Raw genomic sequence first — 22,026 nt, forward strand, 5'->3', positions numbered from 1 at the left:
ATCGCACACTCGAAATGCGGTATCGCCCCCCGTCATGCCGTGGCCCGTCTGCCGTGGTTCCGCACGCCCGGCGGCGCCTGCACCGGTCCGGGCGCCGCTGGTGGCCCGTGCCGCCTCACAGGGCCCGCAGGCCGTGCTCCCGGAACTGCTCACGCACACGCTCGACCAGGTCCGGGACGGGGGTGGGGTTGTCGCGCAGAGGGAAGGGGATGCCCAGCGCGTCGTACTTGTGGGCGCCGAGCTTGTGGAACGGCAGGACGTCCACCCGGTCGACGTTGCCCAGCCCGGCGAGGAAGCCGCCGAGCCCGTCGACGGCGGCCGGATCGTCGGTCCAGCCGGGGATCAGGACGTAGCGGATCCACACCGGGACGCCGAGCCGGTCCAGGCGCGTGGCGAAGGAGAGGGTCGGGGCGAGGTCGCCGCCGGTCAGCCTGCGGTAGGTGCGGACGTCGAAGGACTTGATGTCCAGCAGCACCAGATCGGTGTCGGCGAGCAGGGCATCGCTCGCACGGGCGCCGAGGAAGCCGGAGGTGTCGAGGGCGGTGTGCAGCCCGAGCTCCTTGCAGCGGCGGAAGACCGCGGCCGTGAACGCCGGCTGGAGGAGGGCCTCGCCGCCGGTGAGGGTGACTCCTCCGCCGGCGGTGGAGATGAAGGCCCGGTACTTCTCGATCTCGGCCATCACCTCGTCGACGGTGGCCGGTTTCCCGTCCCGCATGTGCCAGGTGTCCGGGTTGGCGCAGTACAGGCAGCGCAGCGGGCAGCCGCTGAGGAACAGCACGAACCGGGTCCCGGGACCGTCCACTCCCGTGGACAGGTCCCAGGAGTGGACCCGGCCCGTCACCGGCTCGACGGTGGTGCTCACAGCGATCCGTGGAAGGTACGGCTGATCACGTCGAGCTGCTGCTCGCGTGTCAGCCGGACGAAGTTGACGGCGTATCCGGAGACCCGGACCGTCAGCTCGGGGTACTTCTCCGGGTGCGCCATGGCGTCCTCCAGGGTCGCCCGGTCCAGGACGTTGACGTTCATGTGGAAGCCGCCGGAGGCCATGTACGCGTCGAGGATGCCGACCAGGTGGCCGGCGCGCTCCTCGGGGGCGTGGCCGAGCCCCTCGGGGGTGATCGTCGTGGTCAGCGAGATCCCGTCCCGGGCCTGCTCGTACGGCAGCTTGGCCACCGAGAGGGCCGAGGCGGCCACCCCGTGCCGGTCGCGTCCGTTCATCGGGTTGGCTCCCGGTGCGAAGGGCTCTCCCGCCCGCCGGCCGTCGGGTGTGTTGCCGGTGTGCGCGCCGTACACCACGTTGGAGGTGATGGTGAGCACCGACTGCGTGTGCTCGGCGTCGCGGTAGGTGGGGTGCTTGCGCACCTTCGCCATGAACGACTCCACCAGGTCGACGGCGATCGAGTCGGCGCGGTCGTCGTTGTTGCCGTAGGCCGGGAACTCCCCCTCGGTGCGGAAGTCGACGGCGAGTCCGGTGTCGTCCCGGAAGACCTTCACGCGGGCGTGCCTGACGGCGGACAGGCTGTCCACGGCGACCGACAGTCCGGCGATGCCGCACGCCATGAACCGGTGCACCGGATAGTCGTGCAGGGCCATCTCGATGCGCTCGTAGGCGTACTTGTCGTGCATGTAGTGGATGACGTTCAGCGCCTCGACGTACGTCTGCGCCAGCCACTCCAGCACGCGGTCGTACGCCGCCGACAGCTCCTCGTAGTCGAGGTACTCCCCGGTCAGCGCCGGCGCCGGCGGTGCGACCTGCTCGCCCGTCATCTCGTCCCGGCCGCCGTTGACGGCGTACAGCAGCGCCTTGGCCAGGTTGACCCGCGCCCCGAAGAACTGCATCTGCTTGCCCACCGCCATCGCCGACACGCAGCAGGCGATCGCGGTGTCGTCGCCGGTGCGCGGACGCGTCAGCTCGTCGGACTCGTACTGGATGGCGCTGGTGTCGATGGAGACCCGTGCGCAGAACCGCTTGAAGCCCGCGGGCAGCCGCGGCGACCACAGGACGGTCAGGTTGGGCTCGGGGGCCGGGCCGAGGTTGTAGAGGGTCTGCAGGAAGCGGAAGGAGGTGCGGGTGACCAGCGTGCGGCCGTCGGTGCCGATGCCGCCGATGGACTCCGTGACCCAGGTGGGGTCACCGGAGAACAGGGTGTCGTACTCGGGGGTGCGCAGGAACCGTACGATCCGCAGCTTGATCACGAAGTCGTCGATGAGTTCCTGCGCCCGGGTCTCGTCGAGCACGCCCTCGTCCAGGTCGCGCTGGAGGTAGACGTCCAGGAAGGTGGAGGTGCGGCCCAGCGACATCGCGGCGCCGTTCTGCTCCTTCACCGCCGCCAGGAAGCCCAGGTAGAGCCACTGCACCGCCTCGTGGGCGGTGGCGGCGGGCCGGGTGACGTCGCAGCCGTACGTGGCCGCCATGCGGGCCAGTTCGCCCAGCGCCCGGGTCTGTTCGGCGAGCTCCTCGCGGTCCCGGATGACGTCCGGGATGGAGGGCCGCGCGTCCAGCAGGGCCCGCTCGGCACGCTTGGCCTCGATCAGCCGGTCCGTGCCGTACAGCGCGACCCGCCGGTAGTCGCCGATGATCCTGCCCCGGCCGTAGGCGTCCGGCAGCCCGGTGATGATCCCGACCTTGCGGGCGGCCCGCATCTCGGGCGTGTAGGCGTCGAAGACGCCGTCGTTGTGGGTCTTGCGGTAGGTCCCGAAGACGCGTGTGACGAAGGGGTCGGGCTTGTAGCCGTACGCCTTGAGCCCGTTCTCCACCATCCGCAGCCCGCCGTTCGGCATGATGGCCCGCCGCAGGGGTGCGTCGGTCTGCAGGCCGACGATCAGTTCGCGGTCGCGGTCGATGTAGCCCGGGCGGTGCGAGGTGATGGTGGACGGGTTGCCCGGGTCGACGTCGAGGACGCCCCGGCGCCGTTCCTCGGGGAAGAGGGCGCTGACCTTCTTCCACACCGCACGGGTGCGGTCCGTCGGCCCGGCCAGGAAGCGGGCGCCACCCTCGTACGGGGTGTAGTTGGCCTGGATGAAGTCGCGCACGTCGATGTGCTCGCGCCAGGTGGTCCCGGCGAAGCCGCGCCATGCCTCGGTCGGGGTCCGGGGTCCGGCTGTCGCTGTTGCCGTCATCGCCGGTCTCTCCTTCGCTGTGTGCATGGAACGTCCGCAGTCGGATCTGCGGCTGTCCATGACTTCCGCACTTCGATGGTCGCCGCCCGCGAGGCCGGCACGGAGGGCCTGTCGGCGTACGCCGGGGCCGCCATCGGTCCCCTCTCTCCGGGACGTTGGGACTGGTCAGGGCGTTGGTGCGACACGGACAAGGGGGCACCCCCTGATGAGCGGAGGTGCCCCGGTCCGACGGTCCTGGGACCGTCAGAGGAGCCAGCGGTTGCGGCTGACGAAGGGCAGCCGCGCCCAGGCCCTGCCGAGTCCCCAGGTGGCGCCGGCGCCGGCGGCGGCGAGGGCGATGAGGACGACGGCGTAGATCAGGTGGTAGTCGGCGAACGGGTTCGTCGACATGCTCGGTGAGCCGTCCGACAGGTGCTTGGCCGGCGGCCATTCCGCGATCCACATGAACGCCATCATGAGGGTGCCGGCGACCGCGGCGAGCCGCAGGCCGATACCCGCGAGGAGCGCGAGACCGATGCCGAGCAGGCCGAGCATGAACAGCCAGTCGGCCCAGGCGGCCCCGGCCCAGTCGTGGAAGGTGGACTCCATCGGTCCGACGGCGACGCCGCTGAGGAAGCCCCTGGTGGGCGAACCGCCGTCGATCCATCCCTTGCCGGAGGGGGTCGCGTAGCCGAAGCCGAACGTCTTGTCCAGGAACGCCCACAGGAAGACGAACCCGGTCAGGAGCCGAAGCCCGGCGAACACGTACGCGCGGGTCGCGGTGGCCGCCGCGGTCGTCGGCTCGGCGGACGCGGGAGCCGTCCCGGTCCGGTGGACGGACGGGAAGCGGAATCCCGGACGCCGGTGGGAGTGGTCGTGCACTGCCATGATGCTCATCCCTTCCAGGAGGGTGGCGCAGGATCTGGACGACTCTCGTTGCACCTTCAATGTCTCGCGTCACCGACGCCCGTCAGAGGGGCTGCAAGACCTGGACAGCGGACCGAACGTCCCCCGTCCGGGCCCGATCGGCGTCCGTGGGCGTGGCTCGGCCGCACCACCCCGAGTGCGACGTGGTTCCACGCCGCCCGGCGGGAGCTGTTCAGGCGGTGAGGTCCACCCCGTACATGGTGCGGCCACCGATGAGTTCACGCCCCGTGACCAGCTCTGGCTCGATGCGGACGAAGACTTCCTGGACCGAAGGCACCCAGGAGACAGGACCGGTGCGGGACAGACGCTCGTGTTCAGCGGGGTCGGTCACCACCGTGGCCGGGCCCGTGACGACGACGTTCCAGCCGGACTGCCGGGCGGCGTCGACGTCGTCGGCCTCGAAGGCGACCACCGCGCCGTCGATCGCGCGGACCAGTTCCGAGCCCGCGGCAGTACGCAGCAGGACGGCATCGTCGGCGTCCAGGCTGAAGTTGACCGGGAGCACCGCGGGCAGGGCCCGGCGGGTGTAGACGATACGGCCGAAGGGCACCTTGGCCAGCAGCCGCAGGCATTCCTGCCGCCGGAGTTCGCGAAAACCGTCATTGGGGTGCATCGGCCGGCCCGTCCTTCGCCTGGTACAGCGCTGTGCGTCCTTCCAGCCTGCGCCGGACGGGGGGCCGGGCATGAGGGCCATGAGTCCCGTTCATGCCGGGAGAACGACCCGGTGTCACACCAGCACACGACTCGGGGCGCGCCTGGGCCCCTCAGCGCCCTCGGGGCCGTATCCGAGACGGACGAGCATCTGTACGTGACCGGTCCGGCCCCGCGTCGGGCTGAGGGCACGGCGCAGGTCCGGCCACTCCAGCCCTTGATGCAGCAGCGAGGCGCGCAGACCGTGCGCCGTGGCGAGCAGCCACACGTGCTGGAGTGCCTCTCCGGCTCGCAGCCAGTCGGTGCGGCGGTCGTGATCGGTGATCAGCACGGCGATGTGGGGTGCTGCCTCGAACGGCCGCGCGGGCAGCCGCTCGGGGTGCCGCTGCGCCGTGAAGTCCCGCAGGGGGAGGCGTTCGCGGGCATCCTGGGGGCCGAGTACGGCACGTGACAGGCCCACATCACGGCCGTGTTCCAGGTCCCGGTGCACCCAGCGGATGCTCTCCGTGGCGCGGTCGATGTCGATGCGGTTGCGGTGCTCGCCCTCCGCGGTCAGGCGCAGCAGCGTCTCCGTCTCGACGGGATCGGGGAACCGGAGCCGCGCGCCCTCGGCACGGGCCGCTTCACCGAGTTCGCCGCGCAGGGACGGCGGCAGCGGCCGCCCTGAGAACGGGAGGCGGCTGCTGTGCCTGCGCCAGATCGCCTCGTACAGGTCGGCCCGGTGCCTCGTCGACCGCCGGCCTGCGGACCCGGCGAGGCGGACGACGGCGAGCAGGCCGGGGTCCTCCGAGGACGGCAGCAGGCGCCGGACCGGCGCCCGTCCGCTGTGCGCGAGCGCGATCCGCAGGTTGAACAGGCAGGCGCCCACCGACAGATGCAGGGCCCGGCCGGTCGGGTCCGTGTGCCGCAGACCGCGCTCCGGGGCCGCGCGTACCTGGAACGTGGCCGACGCGGGATCCAGGCGGAACGCCCACGGCTGGGTGTTGTGGATCGAGGGCGCGGCAACCGCGGCTGACATACAGCTCTCCGGAATCACGACATCCGGGGTGGTCAGGGCGGTGCTGTCCATGATGTCCTCCTCGCGCGCCCGCGCAGGACACGGTGCCGGTCCTCCGAGCATCGGGGACCTGACACGGCCGTGCGATGGGCCGTTGGTCCCGTTCCCGTCGAGTACGGTCCGAACGTCCCGCTGCGCCTTGCCCATTGACCTCCGAACGGCCCTCCCGTACTGCCTGGCCGACCCATGCCGAGGAACGCGCGCGACTGTCACCTTCGTGAACATGACGAAGACGAAGGGGGCGGACCCATGGACGGCAGCAGGCGTACGGCGAAGCGCTTCTGGCGGTGGCGGAAGAACCCGCTGCGACGGCGCGACGACATCATCGAGGCCTGGGTCGTGCTCGCCGTGTGGGCGGTCATCGCGGTGGGCGGCACGATCGTCGGGCTGCTGACGGCCCATGCGGCCGACGAGGTGTTCGCCCGACAGCGCGCCGAGCGCTGTTCCGTGCGTGCGGTACTCGTCACCGACGACGTTCCGGTGAACCCGTCAAGGGGCGGCACCGCCGACGGCACGATCACCGCGCGGGTCCGCTGGACGGACCCCGACGGCTCCGTCCACACCGACAAGACCTCGGTGGACACCGGGCTGACGGCTGGATCCGGCCTCACCGTCTGGACGAACGGCCGGGGCGAGGTCGTGGCCGAGCCTCCGACTCCCACGGAAGCGGCCGTCGAAGCCGGCCTTCTGGCCACTGCGGCCGCGCTCGCCTTCGCCGGTCTCGCTTTCGGCGCCGGAGCCCTGGCGCGGTGGCGGCTCGACCAGAAGCGCATGGCCGAGTGGGGCAAGGAGTGGAGCCTGGTCGGCCCGCAGTGGGGGCACAAGACCGGGTGAACGGCACCGGGTGAACGCCGTCGGAGACCCCGGTGCCCGGCACCGGGGTCTCCGACGGGTGGTCGTGCCCGCGCTTCAGATCTGCGTCAGCTCGTCGGCGACCCGCGCCGCCCATGTCTCTACCGCGGTGAAGTCGCGGAAGTCACCGCCCTTTCCGTCGCGGAGGATCACCCGGGCGACCCATCCCTTCGCGCCCTCCTCCAGGCAGCCGCCGAACGTGACGTGGTCCCGGACGTCGGGTGCGATCATGGCCTTCTTGACGCCGGGCACGGGTGGGATGTCCCGCTCCGAGGCCGAGGCGTCCAGCGGGCCGCTGCTGAACAGCCACAGGGGGCGTTCGGCCAGGGCTCGGCGATGCCGGCGCAGGAACCGGCGGGCATCCTTCTGCCAGCGTCCGGCGTACAGTCCGGCGCCGGCCACGACGGCGTCGTAGGGCGCCACGCTCTCGACGGACCGGGCCGGCAGGACCTCGACCGTCAGACCGTCCTCGCGCAGGACATCAGCGATGGTGCCGGCGATGTGTGCGGTGGATCCGTTCGTGCTTCCGTAGGTGACCAACACGGTGCCGGTCATGGCGGTACACCTCCTCTACAGCCGACGCAGCCAGTCGTCGGACACGCCGTGCAGCGCCTGCGGCTCGTTGCCGTACGGACGCACGTCGTCCAGTCGGTAGGTGAGGTGGTCGACGACGCCGACCACACCGTCGATCCGGCCGGTCACCGCCCGGACCATGTCCTTCTCGCTCTTGCGTTCCATGTGCCCGGTGAGCGTGACGACACCCTCCGTCACGGACACGTCGATACTGCGGGACGGCAGCCACAGGGTGCGCACCAGCACATCCTCGATCACCTCGGCGCGGATCTCCGCGTCGGACCGGAGGAGGACCTGAAGCAGGTCGCGGCGGGTGACCATGCCGACGAGCCGGTCCGCCTCGTCGAGCACCGGAAGCCGTTCCACCTGCTGCCGGACCATGGTGCGGGCGGCCTCGACGACGGTGTCGTCGGCGTGTGCGGTGACGGGCGGCCGGGTCATCAGCTGTCCGGCGGTACGGGCCCGCGCCTTCGCCGCCTGCCGTCGGGCACCGCGCGTCAGACGGGTGAGGAACGCGAGACGGCGTCGTGGTGCGTACGGTCCGGGGGTGGCCGCCTGGCGTTCCAACAGGTCCGTTTCGGAGATCACGCCGATGACCTTGTCGTCTTCGTCGACCACCGCCAGTCCGCTGACCACGTGCTCGGCGAGCAGCCTCACGACCTCCTTGAACGGAGTGCCGTACTCGGCGCGGACGACATCCGTGGTCATCACCGAGCCGACCTTGTGGTGCATCATGTCCGTTCCCTCCTCGGCCCTCAGCGGAGCCTGCGCAGATACGGGTCCTGGGGCCTGCACGGCACCAGGCGGATCCGCGCGTCGAGCACGGTGACGCCGTCCGGTGTCGCGAGAACCGGGTTGAAGTCGGCCTCGGCGAGCTGCGGCAGGTCCGCCGCCATGCGTGACAGCCGCAGCAGCAGTTGCTCCAGCCGGCCGAGGCCGACGGGTCCGCCACCGCGCGCACCGAACAACAGTGGGGCGCAGCGCGGAGAAGTGATCAGGTCGTGCACGTCGTGATCGGTGAGCGGGGCGAGGCGGGCGGCGTGGTCGGCGAGGACCTCGGTCGCCGTACCGCCGAGCCCGAAGAGGACGAGCGGGCCGAAGATCTGGTCCTGCACGACACCGGCGAACAGTTCGGTTCCGCGGGCCGCGAGGGGCTGCAACACGACGCCGGTCATCAGCCCGGCGAAGCGGGTCCGCAGGTCGCGGAACGCGGACCGGATCTGCTGATCGCCACGCAGGTCGAGGTGGACGGCCTGCTGATCGCTCTTGTGCACCAGTTCGGGCCAGTGGGCCTTCATGACCACCCGGCCGTCCGCGCCGCGCAGCCGGTCGGCGGCCATGACGGCCTGGTCCTCGGTCTCGGCCCAGGCCCACGGGATCTGCGGGATGCCGTAGCAGGTCAACAGATCGGCGCAGATGCGCGGATCGAGCCAGCCGCCGTCAGGGTGCGCGGCGAGGTGGTCTGCGACAAGGGTGCGCGCCCGGTCCGTCTCCACACCGTTCAGGTCGGGGACCGTCCCGGCGGGCCTGGCCAGCCAGGCCGCACGGTGCGCGGCGTGGGCCAGCGCCCGTGCGGCGGCCTGAGGTTCGGCGTACGACGGAATGCTGCCGCCTTCGGCGGCGGGCAGCAGCTCGACGGGCAGACCCTGTTCGAGCCGGATCACGGCCACCGGCTTCGCCCTCCGGCCGGCCGCGCCGGTGAGGGAGCGGACGAGGTCGTCGCCGGTCGCCGCGGCAACCGCCGTGGGCACCAGTGCCACGAGGACGGCGTCGATGCCGCCGTACCGCATGATCCGGTCCACGCACTCGCCGAGCTGCTGCTCCGTGACGGCGGCGGTGGCGTCGACGGGGTTGCCGGCGGCTGCCCCCTCGGGGAGTACGGCGAGCAGGTCACCGCTCAGTTCCAAGGTGGGCGCGGGGAGGGCCAGCCCGGCCTCGGCACAGGCATCGGCCGCGAGAACTCCGACTCCCCCCGCGTTGGTGACGATCGCGACGCGCGGGCCGGCGGGGAGGGGCTGGGCGTGCAACAGGGCGGCGGTCTCCAGGAGTTCGCCGGCCGAGCGGGTGGCGGTGATGCCGGCCTGCGTGAACAGCGCCCCGCGTGTCATGGTGCGGGTGGTGGCTGCGGCGGTGTGCGAGGCTGCGGCCTTTCGGCCCGCCTCGGTGCGGCCGGCGTCCACGGTCAGCACCGGCATACGGCGGGTCACGCGCCGGGCGGTACGGGAGAAGGCGCGCGGGTTGCCGAAGGACTCCAGATGGAGCAGGGCGAGACCGGTACGGCCGTCGCTCTCCCACCACTGCAACATGTCGTTGCCGCTGACGTCGTACTTGTCGCCGAGGGAGGCGAAGGAGGAGACGCCGATGCCGAGCCGGGACAGCCCGTCGAGCAGGGCGATGCCGACGCCGCCGGACTGTACGGCGACCCCCGCGGTGCCGGGGCACGGATGGCCGGCGGCGAAGGTGGCGTCGAGACTCAGGTCCGGCTCGGTGTTGGAGATGCCGAGGCAGTTGGGGCCGACGAGCCGCATGTCGTACGAGCGGCAGGCGGTCAGCAGGGCATGTCCCTGGTCGGCGTCCAGACCCGCGGTGACCACGACCAGTGCTCGTACGCCCGCCCGGCCGCACTCCTCGGCGGTCATGGGTACCGCGGCGGCGGGCACGGCGACGACCGCCAGGTCCGGGGTTCTGGGCAGGGCACCGACCGATGGATAGGACGGCACGCCGAGGATCGAGCGCGCGGCGGGGTTCACCGCGAACAGACGGCCGGAGTAGCCGCCCGCGTGCAGCTGATGCAGGATCGCCCGGCCCACCGAGCCCGCCCTGCGTCCGGCCCCGACGACCGCCACGGTCTTCGGCCGCAGCAACGGCTTCAGACTGACGACATCGGCGGTCCGGCCACGTTCCTCGACGGCCGTGAGGTAGGTGTCGCTCTGGTCGAGGGCGATGGTGCACCGTACCTCCGGGCCCTCGAAGCAGCGCTCCGTGCGCAGACCGAGGTCGGCGAACAGCTTCAGCACCTCGCGGTTCTCACTGAGCGCGTCGGCCGTAAGGGCCGTGATGCCGTCGGCGCGGGCCGCGGAGACCAAGTGTTCGACGAGCAAGGTCCCCACCCCGCGGTGGTGGAGGCCGTCGGCGACGGCGATGGCGACCTCGGCCGTGTCCTTGTCGTCCCCGGTCTCGTATTCGCCGAGGCCGATCACCCGGCCCTGTGCCTCGGCGAGCAGCGCCCGATAGCCGGGGCGGGCAGGAGCGCAGGCCCGGTCGGCGGACAGACGAGCCGAGCTGCGGCACGGGGAGAAGAACCTCAGGCGCAGGTTCTCCGGGGACATCTCCTCGTACAGCCCTTCGATCTGATCATGGTCGCCGGGCCGCACGGGACGGATGCGGACGGTGGTGCCGTCCGCGAGAAGGGCAAGGACGGGGGGCCGGTCGCTCAGGTCGTGCTGCGTCATCGCGGGACTCCTCAGAACCTGTTGTCATGTCGAGCATCCGACCGATGGGGCGGTGGTCCCATGGGCTGACCGGGGACAGGACAAGGGCCGGCCGCCCAAGGCCGCGCCGGTCGTCCCCGGCGCCCGGACGTGTGCGTACGTGCGTCGGCGCGTCCGTGCCGGCGTGCGTGCATGCGGCAGAGCGCCGCACGAGGACGACGACGTGCGGCGCTCGGTGCCGGTCGGCTGGGGCCCCCGGTCAGGCATCGCCCTCACGATGCGGCACCACGGCGACCGGGCAGGCGGAGTGATGCAGCAGCCCGTGGGCGACCCGGCCGAGCTGGAGCCCGAGGTGCCCCTCCTTGCGCCGGGCGCCGACGATCAGCAGGTCCGCCCGATGCGACGCGTCCAGGAGCACGCGACGGGCGTGGCCCTCGACGGTGCGTCGGCGCACCTCGATGTCCGCCGGGACGTCACGCAGCGCCGTTTCCAGTTCCTCGGCCGCCCGCTCCTCGTGCAGGCGGTCGGGCTCACCGACCAGCAGCGGATGGTCGGTGGTCTCGTGCGCCGGGCACCGCCAGGCCCGTACGGCCTCCAGGGTCACCCCGCGTCGTCGGGCCTCGTCGGCGGCGAAGCGCACGGCCGCCGGCTCCTTCGGATCCTCGCCGACGCCCACGACGATGCGCCCGTGCACCGGCGGCGTCGCCTGATTGTCGTGGCTGCCGCGCAGCACGATCACCGGGCAGTCGGCGTGGGCGGCGACGGCCAGGCTGACGGAGCCGAGCAGCAACTCGGCGAGGCCGCCGCGGCCGCGGGTGCCGACGACGAGCGCGGAGGCCTTGCGTCCCTCACGCACCAGGGCGTACTCCGGCTCCTCGAGCACCACGTCGGTGGTCACCCGCAGGTCGGGATGCCGGGCACGGGCCCGCTCAGCGGCGGCGTCGACAATGTCCTGGGGCAACGGAAGCGCTGTCGGCCGGCCGATGTCCCGGGCGACGGCGCCACCCTCGTACCGGTCCCACAGGCAGGCGTACACCACCCGCAGCGCCACCCCGCGCAACACGGCCTCGTCGGACGCCCAGTCGACGGCGCGCAGACTCGGCTCGGAACCGTCCACGCCCACGACGAGGGGCCCGGTGCCCCCTCGTTCGGCCCTCGCGTTCATGGTCTCCTCCCTCAGGTGGTGCGTTCAGTCGTGCGCGACAACAGCGACAGGGGCAGTGGCGTGGTGCAGCACCGCGTGCGTGACGGGCCCGATGCGGGCCCCGAACGGGCTGCGGCGGATCCGACGGCCGACGACGACCAGCGATGCCTCATGGGCGGCCTCGATGACACGGCTCGCGGCACTGCCGGAGCGGGACTCCTCGATCACCTCGATGTCCGGGTACTTCTCCCGCCAGGGGCGCAGGACCTTCGCCAGAGTGGCGGCTTCCTGCCGTCCCAGTTCACCACCGAGCTCGGGGGCGGACGGCAGGGCAGAGACGTAGTACGTCGGCAGGGTCCAGGCGTGGACGGCCTTCAACGCGGTGCCACGGCGGGCCGCCTCCTCGAAGGCGAACGCGATCACCGTGTCGTCGGGGTGGTCGGTGTCGAGGCCGAGCACGACGGGCCGGTACGCGGCGGCCGACGGTGTACCCGAGGACTCCCTTTCGTACTCGCCGGCGGCTTGCTCTCCGGAGCGTACGAGGACGACGGGGGTGTCCGTGTGGGCGATCACGGGCATGCCCACGGACCCGACGAGGAACCCCCCGAGCCCGCTCAGTCCGCGTGAGCCGAGGACCAGCAACTCGGTGTCCTTGGCCACCTCGGGCAGCACGTCCATCGGGCGTCCGGGAATGGGCTCCACGGTCACCTCCACACCCGGGTGGCGCGAGCGGATCTTCGCAGCCACCTCGCCCGGTATCCGCTCGCTCCAATGCCTCTGCTTCTCGGCGCTCAGATGCACGGATTCCGCCACGGGCTCGGGGACGGGTTCCCAGACGTGCACCAGCCGCAGCGGCAGACCGCGCAACTTCGCCTCCCGGGCCGCCCACTCGGCGGCAGCACGGCTCTCGAGCGAGCCGTCGAGGCCCACGGTGATGGTGCGGGACATGACGTCCACCTCCTGAGTCGGGTTTCCGATTTCAGGGTGATGGCGGGAGCACGTCACAATGCAGAGGTCTCAGGTCCTCGTCAGGGGACCGATGGGCCCCATCGGCCAAGTCATCCCCGGCGTTGCCCTGCCCGCTGTGACTGTCACGAGCAGAGATCCCCCGTGTCACCGCCTGTGTCCGGAGATGGCACTCCGCGGCGTGAAGCCGCCGGCGGACGGCGCACCCAGGGGGCAGACCTCGCCGACGGTGTCGTCGAGGTTCGTGAGGCGGCCGGCCTTGTCGTAGGTGTACTTCCGCGCGGACCAGCCCTGGTGACTGGTCACCTGGCCGTGAACGGATTCGGTGACGGTGCCGGTGTAAACGGTGGTGCCGTCGCTGTCGCGGGTGCAGGCGCGTGTGGTGGTGGCGCCGGTGGGGTCCTCGGTGACGTTGGTGTAGCCGCCGGGGGTTTTTCGCTGGTGAGAGACCCGTTGGCGTCGTAGGCGGCAAAGAAGTCACCGGGCGGCTGCCTTCCCTGAGTCCGATCATGACCCTCGCCGCTCCCCGGCCCACCTAGGATGGGAAGGGTGACCGCAAGCGACATCGACAAGGCGGCCGCTGTGCTGCGCGCCGGCGGGCTGGTGGCCCTGCCGACCGAGACTGTCTACGGACTGGGCGCCAACGCCGAGGACCCCGCCGCCGTCTCACGCATCTTCCAGGTCAAGGGGCGTCCGCCCACCCACCCGCTGATCGTCCACATCGCCGACGCGGAACACCTGGACACGTGGGTGAAGGATGTACCTGCGGCGGCCCGCCTGCTGGCCGAGCACTTCTGGCCGGGACCGCTCACGCTGGTCCTGCGGCGCGGTGCCCGCGTGCCACTGGAAGCGACCGGCGGCCTGGAGACGGTCGCTGTGCGTGTGCCGGACCACCCGATCGCCCTCGCGCTGCTGAAGGCGTTCGGCGGCGGCATCACGGCCCCATCCGCCAACCGCTTCGGCTCCGTCAGCCCCACCACCGCGAACGACGTCCGTGCCGAGCTCGGCGACGCAATCGACTTCGTACTGGACGGCGGCCGCTGTGAGGTCGGCGTCGAGTCCACCATCGTCGACGTCACCGGCGAAACCCCGGCCATCCTGCGGCCCGGCGGGGTGACCCGCGAGGACCTCGAAGCAGTGCTGGGATACCCGCTCACTGTGCCGGCAACCAGTCACGTCCGGGTGCCGGGCCAGCATCCGTCCCATTACGCACCGCGTGCGCGGGTCGTCCTCGTCGAGCCCGAGAAGGTCGTCGCAGAAGCGGAACTCGCTTCCGACCTGGGGCACCAGGTCGGAGTCTTCCTCCCCGCCTCCTTCACCGGGGCGGCGGTGAAGGCGCACGCCGTGGTCGAGGTCCCCGCCTCGATGGCGGCCTACGCGCACGGCTTGTACGGGTTCCTGCGCGAACTCGACCAGCAGGGATGCGACCTCATCGTCACGTCCTTGCCGGCGGAGAAAGGGCTGGGCCTGGCGATCGCCAACCGGCTCCGCCGCGCCGCTGGACCTCGTACCACCGTGTGACCACCACCGATCGCCCACGGCCTGTCAGGCGGGGTGCCGTGCGCATGCCGCTCCACGTCGCAGACGACCGTTCTAAGGCCCTGACCCTCGCGACAGCCCGCCGCCCCGCTAGGTTGGCGCGGGCTGCGGGCTGGATTCGCGATCGATCCGGGTGAGCGGGGCGGTCAGGACGCGGTGGGAACCGCGACGTCGAGGCCGCGGGCTGCGACGAGCTGGGCGCTGCCGTCGGCCAGGCGGTAGGACAGGCCCACCACACCTAGGCGGCCGTCAGCCGCTCGCTCGGCCAGGACGTGGGAGCGTTCCAGCAGCAGGTCCACGGTGTGCTCGATGTGCTCGGCCAGGATCTCCTCGGCGCTCTCGCGGCCGGCTGCGCGGGCCGCCAGCACGCTCGGGGTCACCCGTTCGACGACGTCCCGGACAAAGCCGCCCGGCGTCTGCCCGTCCTGGAGGGCGGAGCAGGCCGCGGCGACGGCGCCGCACGAGTCGTGGCCGAGGACGACGACCAGCGGCGCGTTGAGGACGGCCGCGCCGAACTCGATGGAGCCGAGCACCTCCGTCCCGGCGACGTGACCGGCGGTGCGGACCACGAACAGGTCGCCCAGGCCGCGGTCGAAGATGATCTCGGCGGCGAGCCGGGAGTCGGAGCACCCGAACAGCACGGCGAACGGCTTCTGGGACGGTGCGGTCTCGGTGCGGCGGACGGCGTCTTGGTTCGGGTGCTCGGGAGTGCCGGCAACGAAGCGCTGGTTGCCGGCCATGAGCAGCTCGAAGGCGTCGCGGGGCGTCGGCGTCTGGATCTTCTCGGTCATACCGGCAGACTACGAGGCGGCACCAGCGGTCGCACCGCCTGGTCTCGCTGGCCGCAGCAGGCCGGAGCGGGATCGGTCAGGCCTGCTGTGGCCAACCGGCCCGGGCGATGTGCGGGTGCGGCCGGCCTTCCGGCGGGGCGCCCACCGATCCGGCCGCTGCGCGGTCATGATGAGGCATGACGCACGACCATCAGGAGTGGTGCGAGACCGACGTGCCCGGGCTGCACCTGCTGACCGGTGACGGGATCTGCGGGATGCGGCTGCTCGGATGGGAGGGAGTGCTGCCGCTGTCCGTGGTACGGCTGACGCTCGCCTCCCTGCGGAAGATCAGCGACGGCGAGGCGTGTCATCCGCCCACTCCGGACGGGAGCGCGACGGCAATGGCGGGCGCTGACATTGGTACGGCACAGGAGAGAACGTGGTTCGGGGCACCGTGAAGTGGTTCAACCGGGACCTCAAACCGTCCAATGTGCTGCTGTCCCCGGTGGGCCCGCGGGTCATCGACTTCGGCATCGCCCGCGCCCTGTGTCCTCTGACATCGAACCTGGACCAATTGCCACCGAAGTTGGACCGACTGCTGTCCCTATGCGAACAACTGACGGGTGATGGGCCTGCTCATCCTCCTGCCCCGGGCCGATACCGGACCCATGGCCGGCGTGCCCGAGGGGCGGGTGCGGGAACCGGCGCCGGGACGGCACCCTCTTGGAGCACCTCCCGCGCGATGGCCACGAGGGCCACGACCCGTTCCCAGAAAGGGGCGTAGCACTCGTTGAACCGCTGGATCGCGTCCGCTTCGCCCCCGATCATGTCCTCCAGCGCCTGGTAGTTGTCAGACGTCGAGCGCCGCAGCCGGTCGGCGGCCGCCGCGGCCTCCTGAGGCCCTTCCAGCTCCACCACTCGTACGAGGTGGCGCAGCGTCGCGTACGCGTCGCGCAACCGTAGCCGCAGGTCTTTGAGCGTGGCCGTGCGCGACTCGGGATCCGGGTCTGCGTGGGCGTCGTTGACCTTCCAGTACAGGTCGCCCATCTTCTGCGCCTGTTCGATGACGTCGGCGTAGGCGGTGCGCCGCGCGGTGCGCCGCTGATCCGCCCGCTGGACCGCCGCCGTCGTCTCAGCCTGAATCCTGGCGGCACGCGCCGTACCCTGGCTGGTCACCCAGCTCGCCACCACCGCGGTGCCCGCGGTCAGTACGCCCACCCACAGTGTGTTGTCGGCCATAGCGCCCATTCTCGGGCCGGGCCCGGATTTCGCGAAGGGCGCGACGGGGTCGGCAAGATCCGAAAGGGACGACCTGGACCGGCTCGCGTGACAACCCGGCACTCCGGCTGTTCGGTCCCGCTGGTGAGCAGTGCCATGGCCGTCGGCCCGGTCCGACTTCGTTGGCAATCAGTCCGACTTCGCTGTCAGAGGACACCCTGGACGGGCTGAGCGCTTCCGTGCAGCCCACGCAGATCACCGGCGCCCCCGGCTACATGGCGCCGGAAGTCCTGCGGGGCGAGGCGGTCACGCCTGCCACGGACGTGTTCGCCTGGGGTGCGTCATGGCCTACGCCGCTGTCGGGGCCCCGCCGTTCTCGGGCGAGGACGTCTTCGCCATCCGCCACCGGGTGCTGACCTAGCCCTCGCGGCTCGACGGGCTGGACGGGACGCTCGGGCAGATGGTCGAGTGGGCGCTGGACAAGGACCCCGGCCGTCGCGGCTCCGCTGCCGAACTGCTGGCGCAGCTCGTGGGTGAGGAGGCTGCTGATGCCGGGCGGGCCACCGAGGTGCTGCAGCGGGTATGGCAGGCCCCGCCCCTGGTGACGGCCGGCGCCGCCGCACAGCAGCAGTGGTGGCCGCCGCCATTGCGGTGTGCGCCACGCTCGCCAGAACCCTGCTGTGGCCCGAAGGCGACGATGGCCACGGGCCGGACAAGGATCCGACCAAGGTGCGCAGCGGACCGGCGAACCTCCACAGCGCCTACACAGCTTCGAGCTCGATACGGCCCCGCCCGTGGGAGCCGCACGCTGGATCGACGCCCGGGACGCCACCGCCGACCTGCGCCTGCTGAGCCGAGACGGCGGCGCCCTCGACCTCATGCCGGGCAAACCCAAGGTCCTGGCCCGCTGGTCCTCCGACAGGGAACCCACCGAGCAGTAGTGCCTGGAGGGTCTCACCCGCGAACCACTCGCGCGCGCCGAGAAGGTCGCTCGTGGCGACCTGTTCTGTCTGCAGACCAGCGACGGCCGCACTGCCCACATCCGCATCGCCAGCGTCCCCATGGGCGACGGAGAAATCCGTCTCAAAGCAACCGTGTGGGAAATGCCCGACTAGCCCGCGTCGAAGGTGAGTAGCTCCGGCTGCTGGCGCCCGCGAACCGGCCCTGGCCGCCGTCAACGATCGTCGTCCAGGGGGTCGGGCTGGGCCAGGCGCTCCGCCGTGTGCTCCAGCCCGACACTGTGGGAGCCCTTGACCAGGACGATGTCCCCGGGCTGGATCAGCTCGCCTGCCAGGGTGAGGGCGTGATCGCGATCGGGGGCGCGCATGACCTTCAGCTGTGGGTTGTCTTGCTGAGCGGCGTCGGCCATCGTCTGCGCGTCGTCGCCGCCGACCGCGATCAGCATGTGGATCCCAGCGGCGGCGGCGAGACGGCCGAGCTGGCGGTGCTCCTCGCCGCCGTCCGCGCCGAGTTCCTTCATCTCGCCCAGGACGGCGATGGTCCGGCGGCCGTCCGCCATGGACTGGAGGGCCGTGAAGGCCGCCTTCATCGAGTCGGGGTTCGCGTTGAACGCGTCGTTGATGATCCGCACGCCGTCGGGCCGGTCGGTGACCTCCATGCGTCCCGACGCCACCAGGACCGCGCGGGACAGCGCGGCCGCCGTCGTCTCCACGCCTGCGCCCAGCCCGATCGCGACGGCTGCCGCGGCGAGCGCGTTCGACACCTGGTGCGCCCCGTGAAGGGACAGCTCGACCCGCGCCTTGGTGCCGGCGGCGGCGAGGGTGAACGAGGCCCGGCCGGCGTCGACGGCGACATCCAGGGCTCGTACGCCGGCGTCGTTGTCGGCGCCGAAGGTCAGCACCTGGGCAGAGGTACGCGAGGCCATGGCGGCGACCAGCGGATCGTCGGCGTTGAGGACCGCCAGGCCGTCCGCCGGGAGAGCCTCAACGAGCTCGCCCTTGGCCTGGGCGATCTGATCGCGTCCGCCGAACGCGCCGATATGGGCAGTACCCACGTTGAGGACCAGGCCGACCGAAGGCGGGGCGATACGGGTGAGGTGGGTGATGTGGCCGATGCCGCGGGCGCCCATCTCCAGCACGAGGTAGCGCACGCCCTCATCCAGGTGGGTCACCGCCAGCGGCATGCCGATCTCGCCGTTGAACGACTTCACCGTCGCGATCGTCGGCCCGAGCTCGGGGAGGACCTGGGCGAGCAGGTCCTTGGTGCTGGTCTTGCCCGCCGAGCCGGTCAGCCCGATCACCATCGCCTCCGGCACGGCGGCCAGCACGGTGCGGGCCAGTGTGGCGAGCGCGTTCAGCACGTCCTCGACGAGCACGGCCGGGACGCCAACGGGACGGGTGGCGAGAACCGCCACCGCGCCGGCTTTCACCGCGTCCGCCGCGAAGGCGTGCCCGTCGGTGTGCTCACCGGGCAACGCAGCGAACAGACCACCGGGCTGGACCGTGCGTGAGTCGACCACTGCGGGCGCGGTCACCAGCACGGACGCATCCGGCACGTCGCACAGTCGGCCGCTGACGGCGGCAGCGACGGCTTCGAGCGAAAGAGGGATCACGACACGCACTTCCCAGCAGCAGAGCCCGCCCGGCACGGCGAAGCGCCCACCGGCTCGGTCCACCTGACCATAACGCCTCCAGGAGCCGGTACACATGAGGGCTCGCGGCAACCACCAGCAGCGATGAAGGAAAACGCGAGCAAGCGCTTCACCCGCACGGCCGCGTGACTTCATGGCTCAGGGCGGCGTTGGGACCTCTGACGCGTGCACCGGTGTGAGTCTTCACGCCCCTGCGCAGTCCGCGGCCCCGATTCCGCGCCCGGCATCGGGGCCGCGTCAGCTACCCATGGGCGGAGCACCCGATCTTCCCCGAGCGGTCGGGGCCCTCGCGCTGCCGGGCGCCGTTGCGTGCACACGTGGACAGTTGATGAACTGGTGGGGCTGCCGGACCGGTGGGCCCAACCACGGTGTGCCGGTCCGGCAGCCCGGGAGCGCAGGTGCCGTACGGCGTCGGCGGGCTCCTTGCGGGTGTGGTACGGGTGCCGGTGGGGACCGTGCCCGCACCGCGCGGTCAGCGTACGGGCCAGGGAAGTGGCGGGCGAGGACCGCCCACTCTTCGTCCGTCCGGCCCGGTACGGCCCGCGCTCTACCAGCGTGCGGCGAGTTCGGTGTGGATCGGCTCCAGTTCGGGGCGGGGAGCTGTTTCGCTGCCGCCACTGGTCGGCGCGAGTGGCATCATCGTCATGGCCATGCTGGTTCAACGCGGATGCGGCCATGCGGGTTACTCGCTGACGCGGTCGAGGTGACGGAGTTGTGGTTGAGCGTTCTACCGGTAGTTCGTTAAATCCAGAGGTAGAGGTCAATGCCGTATCCGGTGGTGACCGCGTCGATCAGTGCCTGGAGTTCGGAGGGCGGGTCGGTGTCCGTCCAGGCTCGCCACCATCGGTTGAGGGTGACGGCGGGGGTGAACCAGGAACGGACGGCCCGTAACGCCCTCGGCCAGCAGGGCTGTTGGGGCTGGTGGGGTATGGCTGGGCCCCCTCTCTGACCCCTCGTCGGGGCACGGGTCCGGCGCAGTGGCGTCCAGGGGTCCGGGTGGGGCGAACCACTGGTTCCAGCAGAAGGAGAAGGCGCAGTTGACCAGGGTCTGGTGGCGGCGGATGGTGCGGTCGGAGCGGACTTGGAAGTCGGTTCGGCCGAGTTCGCGTCCTTGATCTGTTTGTAGTTCTGCTCGATCCACGGCCGCAGGCCGTGGAGGCGGACGATCTCGGCGAGGCCGGCTGGCGGGTGCGGGCTGCTGGTGGCGTGGGGCGCGTCGGGGTGGGGAAGGTTGGTGGCCAGGTACCAGGTGGCCTTCTCCGGCAGGCCGGCCGGGTCGGTGGTGGCCACGACCAGCCGGCAGGGTGAGTCGGGGCCGTAGCCGCCCAGGCGGGCATCGGCGGCCCACCAGGTCTCGGTGTGCCCGTTGCGGAAGTGACGCTTAACGGGTGTCCAGTCGTCTGGATGTCTGGCATCGTGCCAGGCCAGGGCGTGGGCGGCTTCGATGGGGGTGTGCGGCTGGTCGGCCGGAGCCCAGGTGCCGCGGTGCGGTTTGAGGGCGACCACGTAGGCCAGGCCGGCCTCGCGCAGTGCGAGGTACCAGTCGTCGCTGACTCAAGTAGGCGCAGTCGGCGACCACCGCCCGGCAGCCGAAGCCCGCCTCCTTCCCGTGGGCCACGAGGGCTGCGGGAAGCTGCGGTTTCGTACGGAAGACCGGGTCGGAGCGGCCGCGGGCGAAGTGGTGGGCGGGGGGTGCAGGGAGCCGCGTGCAGCGGGTAGTACACGCGGCCGTCGGTCCACACCGTGGTCACCGTGACGATGCCGTTGTCGGTCTTACCCACCCGGCCCAGCCACTGCCGGCCCACGTGCGCGGTCGCCGTGCCGTCCTTGCGGTCCCCGGAATCGTCGATCACGATGACCCCGCCATCGTGCGGAGCTGTCGCCGGCTGCTCTAACAGCAGCTCAAGCCGCCGGTCGTTGATCAGCTCGGCCTCCCAGGGCGACTCGGACAGGAAGAACTGCAGCCGCTGCACCCCCGGCATCCCCGCACCCGCCACCGGCTCCGCCCCTGCCAGACAGGTGATCGTCTTGTTCCGCTCCCGCGGCGCCGGCAGCCCGGTCAGGTACTCACGAAAGCCCCGCCGCTGGGCCAGGCTGAAGAAAAGGTCGTCGAACCGGGCCGCGTACTCCTCCAACAGCCCCGGCGCGGGCGGACACGGGCGGCGAGCGGTCATCATCAGCCCTCAGCACAGCAGTTGACTTCTTCTCACCGACCTACGACCAACCCCACCTGCAGTCAACCCACACCATCACCGGATTTAACGAACTACCGGTAGTCAGCTCTCAACGTCTCGATCTCAGCGAGCGGCAACTGACTCTGCGGGTGTAACGGCCATCAAGCGGCAGGACGGGAGTTCCATAGAGCTCGCAACACGATCATGATCCGGCCTTCTTGAGGCGCCTCCAGCAAATGAGGCTGCAGCCCAACGAGACGAACGCATCGTGGAGTTCGAGGCGTCGTTCCCATCGGACGGCGAGGCGTTTGAACTGGTGGAGCAGGGCGAAGGTCTGCTCGACGACGTAGCGGAGTTTTCCCAGGCCCTTGATGTTCGGGGCACCCTTGTGGGAGATCACCGGCAGGATCCTGCGGTGCCGTAGCTGTCGGCGTACGGCCTTGGAGTCGTACGCCTTGTCGCCCAGGACGGCCTGGGGTCGCCGCCTGGGTCGGCCGGGCCGTCCCGCGATGGGCGGGATGCCGTCGACCAGGTCGAGGGTCTGGGTGATGTCGTTGACATTGGCGGCGGTCGTGATGACGTGCAGCGGGGTGCCCTTGCCGTCGCAGATCAAGTGGTGCTTGCTGCCCGTCTTCCGTCGGTCGACCGGCGACGGGCCGGTCGCAGCTCCCCCTTTTTCGCGCGGATGTGAGAGCCGTCCACGCACGCCCGGGACCAGTCGAGTTTGCTGGCCGCGTTCAGCTCGGCGAGCAGGAGGCGGTGCAGTTTCTCGAAGACACCAGCCTGCTGCCAACGATCCAGGCGCCGCCAGCAGGTCTGTCCGGAGCCGAAGCCCAGCTCCAGCGGCAGGAGTTGCCAGGCTATGTCGTTGTATAGGACATAGAGGATGCCCTGCAGACAGAGCCTGTCGGCCACTGGTCGCGGCCCCGGCGACCGCGTGGGCCAGGGCGGCAGCAGCGGTTCGATCAGCGTCCACAGTGCGTCGTCCACGATCCACGGCCGAGTACTCACACC

General features: G+C 71.2%; 19 protein-coding genes and 1 pseudogene. 4 read left to right on the forward strand and 16 right to left on the reverse strand.

The genetic code is table 11. The features are described 5' to 3' along the window. Positions 1–115: 115 nt before the first annotated feature. The 5 genes from pflA to ACZ62B_RS00170 form a co-directional block, all read right to left on the reverse strand. Positions 116–862: a pyruvate formate-lyase-activating protein gene (gene pflA / locus ACZ62B_RS00150; protein ID WP_468890801.1), complete on the reverse strand. Its 747-nt coding sequence runs from the start codon at positions 860–862 to the stop codon at positions 116–118. Continuing rightward, on the reverse strand, positions 859–3,120 hold the full coding sequence (pflB, locus tag ACZ62B_RS00155) for a formate C-acetyltransferase (protein ID WP_468890799.1): 2,262 nt from the start codon (positions 3,118–3,120) through the stop codon (positions 859–861). Before pflB ends, pflA begins: the two co-directional genes overlap by 4 nt. Before the next feature lie 243 nt (positions 3,121–3,363). Then, positions 3,364–3,987, reverse strand: a complete 624-nt coding sequence (locus ACZ62B_RS00160) for a hypothetical protein (RefSeq protein WP_468890797.1) — start codon at positions 3,985–3,987, stop codon at positions 3,364–3,366. A 211-nt stretch (positions 3,988–4,198) separates the two neighbouring features. Beyond that, positions 4,199–4,639 (reverse strand): pyridoxamine 5'-phosphate oxidase family protein, encoded by a 441-nt coding sequence (locus ACZ62B_RS00165; protein ID WP_344562285.1) that lies wholly within the window; start codon positions 4,637–4,639, stop codon positions 4,199–4,201. Positions 4,640–4,753: 114 nt separating this feature from the next. Then, the gene (locus tag ACZ62B_RS00170; RefSeq protein WP_469688939.1) at positions 4,754–5,746 is read right to left on the reverse strand and encodes an Acg family FMN-binding oxidoreductase; all 993 of its coding nucleotides are present in this window, start codon (positions 5,744–5,746) and stop codon (positions 4,754–4,756) included. Positions 5,747–5,983: 237 nt separating this feature from the next. Here ACZ62B_RS00170 and ACZ62B_RS00175 point away from each other — a divergent pair, with 237 nt between their 5' ends. Next, a complete protein-coding gene (locus ACZ62B_RS00175; protein WP_469688941.1) occupies positions 5,984–6,568 on the forward strand; it encodes an Rv1733c family protein in 585 nt (194 codons plus the stop codon). Positions 6,569–6,643: 75 nt separating this feature from the next. Here the strand turns inward: ACZ62B_RS00175 and ACZ62B_RS00180 are convergent, their stop codons facing one another. The 6 genes from ACZ62B_RS00180 to ACZ62B_RS00205 all read right to left on the reverse strand — a co-directional run bounded on the left by ACZ62B_RS00180 (position 6,644) and on the right by ACZ62B_RS00205 (position 13,006). After that, a complete protein-coding gene (locus ACZ62B_RS00180) occupies positions 6,644–7,141 on the reverse strand; it encodes a flavodoxin domain-containing protein (protein ID WP_469688943.1) in 498 nt (165 codons plus the stop codon). 15 nt (positions 7,142–7,156) lie between these two features. Then, positions 7,157–7,894, reverse strand: coding sequence for a CBS domain-containing protein (locus ACZ62B_RS00185; RefSeq protein WP_469688945.1), 738 nt, complete (start codon positions 7,892–7,894; stop codon positions 7,157–7,159). 20 nt (positions 7,895–7,914) lie between these two features. Continuing rightward, positions 7,915–10,611 carry a bifunctional acetate--CoA ligase family protein/GNAT family N-acetyltransferase gene (locus tag ACZ62B_RS00190; protein ID WP_469688947.1) on the reverse strand — a complete coding sequence of 899 codons (2,697 nt, stop codon included), beginning with the start codon at positions 10,609–10,611 and terminating at the stop codon, positions 7,915–7,917. A gap of 238 nt (positions 10,612–10,849) precedes the next feature. Continuing rightward, positions 10,850–11,755: a universal stress protein gene (locus ACZ62B_RS00195; RefSeq protein ID WP_469688949.1), complete on the reverse strand. Its 906-nt coding sequence runs from the start codon at positions 11,753–11,755 to the stop codon at positions 10,850–10,852. Positions 11,756–11,779: 24 nt separating this feature from the next. Beyond that, positions 11,780–12,682, reverse strand: coding sequence for a universal stress protein (locus ACZ62B_RS00200; protein ID WP_469688951.1), 903 nt, complete (start codon positions 12,680–12,682; stop codon positions 11,780–11,782). Positions 12,683–12,847: 165 nt separating this feature from the next. Beyond that, positions 12,848–13,006: a hypothetical protein gene (locus tag ACZ62B_RS00205; protein ID WP_469688953.1), complete on the reverse strand. Its 159-nt coding sequence runs from the start codon at positions 13,004–13,006 to the stop codon at positions 12,848–12,850. Positions 13,007–13,240: 234 nt separating this feature from the next. On the opposite strand from ACZ62B_RS00205, the gene ACZ62B_RS00210 reads away from it, so the two are divergent. Then, entirely contained in the window at positions 13,241–14,221 is a 981-nt protein-coding gene (locus tag ACZ62B_RS00210; RefSeq protein WP_469688955.1) for an L-threonylcarbamoyladenylate synthase, read from the forward strand. 164 nt (positions 14,222–14,385) lie between these two features. On the opposite strand, the gene ACZ62B_RS00215 is transcribed toward ACZ62B_RS00210, so the two are convergent. Next, positions 14,386–15,030, reverse strand: a complete 645-nt coding sequence (locus tag ACZ62B_RS00215) for a carbonic anhydrase (RefSeq protein ID WP_468890780.1) — start codon at positions 15,028–15,030, stop codon at positions 14,386–14,388. Between the two features lie 176 nt (positions 15,031–15,206). On the opposite strand from ACZ62B_RS00215, the gene ACZ62B_RS00220 reads away from it, so the two are divergent. Beyond that, complete coding sequence (locus ACZ62B_RS00220) at positions 15,207–15,467, forward strand: hypothetical protein (protein WP_469688957.1); 261 nt, start codon at positions 15,207–15,209, stop codon at positions 15,465–15,467. A gap of 178 nt (positions 15,468–15,645) precedes the next feature. Here the strand turns inward: ACZ62B_RS00220 and ACZ62B_RS00225 are convergent, their stop codons facing one another. Then, positions 15,646–16,248, reverse strand: coding sequence for a hypothetical protein (locus ACZ62B_RS00225; RefSeq protein ID WP_469688959.1), 603 nt, complete (start codon positions 16,246–16,248; stop codon positions 15,646–15,648). 773 nt (positions 16,249–17,021) lie between these two features. On the opposite strand from ACZ62B_RS00225, the gene ACZ62B_RS00230 reads away from it, so the two are divergent. Further along, complete coding sequence (locus tag ACZ62B_RS00230) at positions 17,022–17,168, forward strand: hypothetical protein (RefSeq protein ID WP_344562259.1); 147 nt, start codon at positions 17,022–17,024, stop codon at positions 17,166–17,168. Between the two features lie 233 nt (positions 17,169–17,401). Here the strand turns inward: ACZ62B_RS00230 and ACZ62B_RS00235 are convergent, their stop codons facing one another. From ACZ62B_RS00235 to ACZ62B_RS00245, 3 genes and pseudogenes are all read right to left on the reverse strand, one after another. After that, positions 17,402–18,799: a UDP-N-acetylmuramoyl-tripeptide--D-alanyl-D-alanine ligase gene (locus ACZ62B_RS00235; RefSeq protein ID WP_469688961.1), complete on the reverse strand. Its 1,398-nt coding sequence runs from the start codon at positions 18,797–18,799 to the stop codon at positions 17,402–17,404. 799 nt (positions 18,800–19,598) lie between these two features. Then, positions 19,599–21,012 (reverse strand): annotated as a pseudogene (locus ACZ62B_RS00240) (IS701 family transposase). A 202-nt stretch (positions 21,013–21,214) separates the two neighbouring features. Next, positions 21,215–22,023 (reverse strand): IS5 family transposase gene (locus ACZ62B_RS00245; protein WP_469688963.1). Its coding sequence is split into 2 segments (ribosomal slippage): positions 21,215–21,688 and positions 21,691–22,023, totalling 807 coding nucleotides; the frame shifts between segments, so codons are not numbered across the junction. Between the last annotated feature and the right edge of the window lie 3 nt (positions 22,024–22,026).

It is taken from the genome of Streptomyces sp. NPDC053426, from assembly GCF_055585405.1.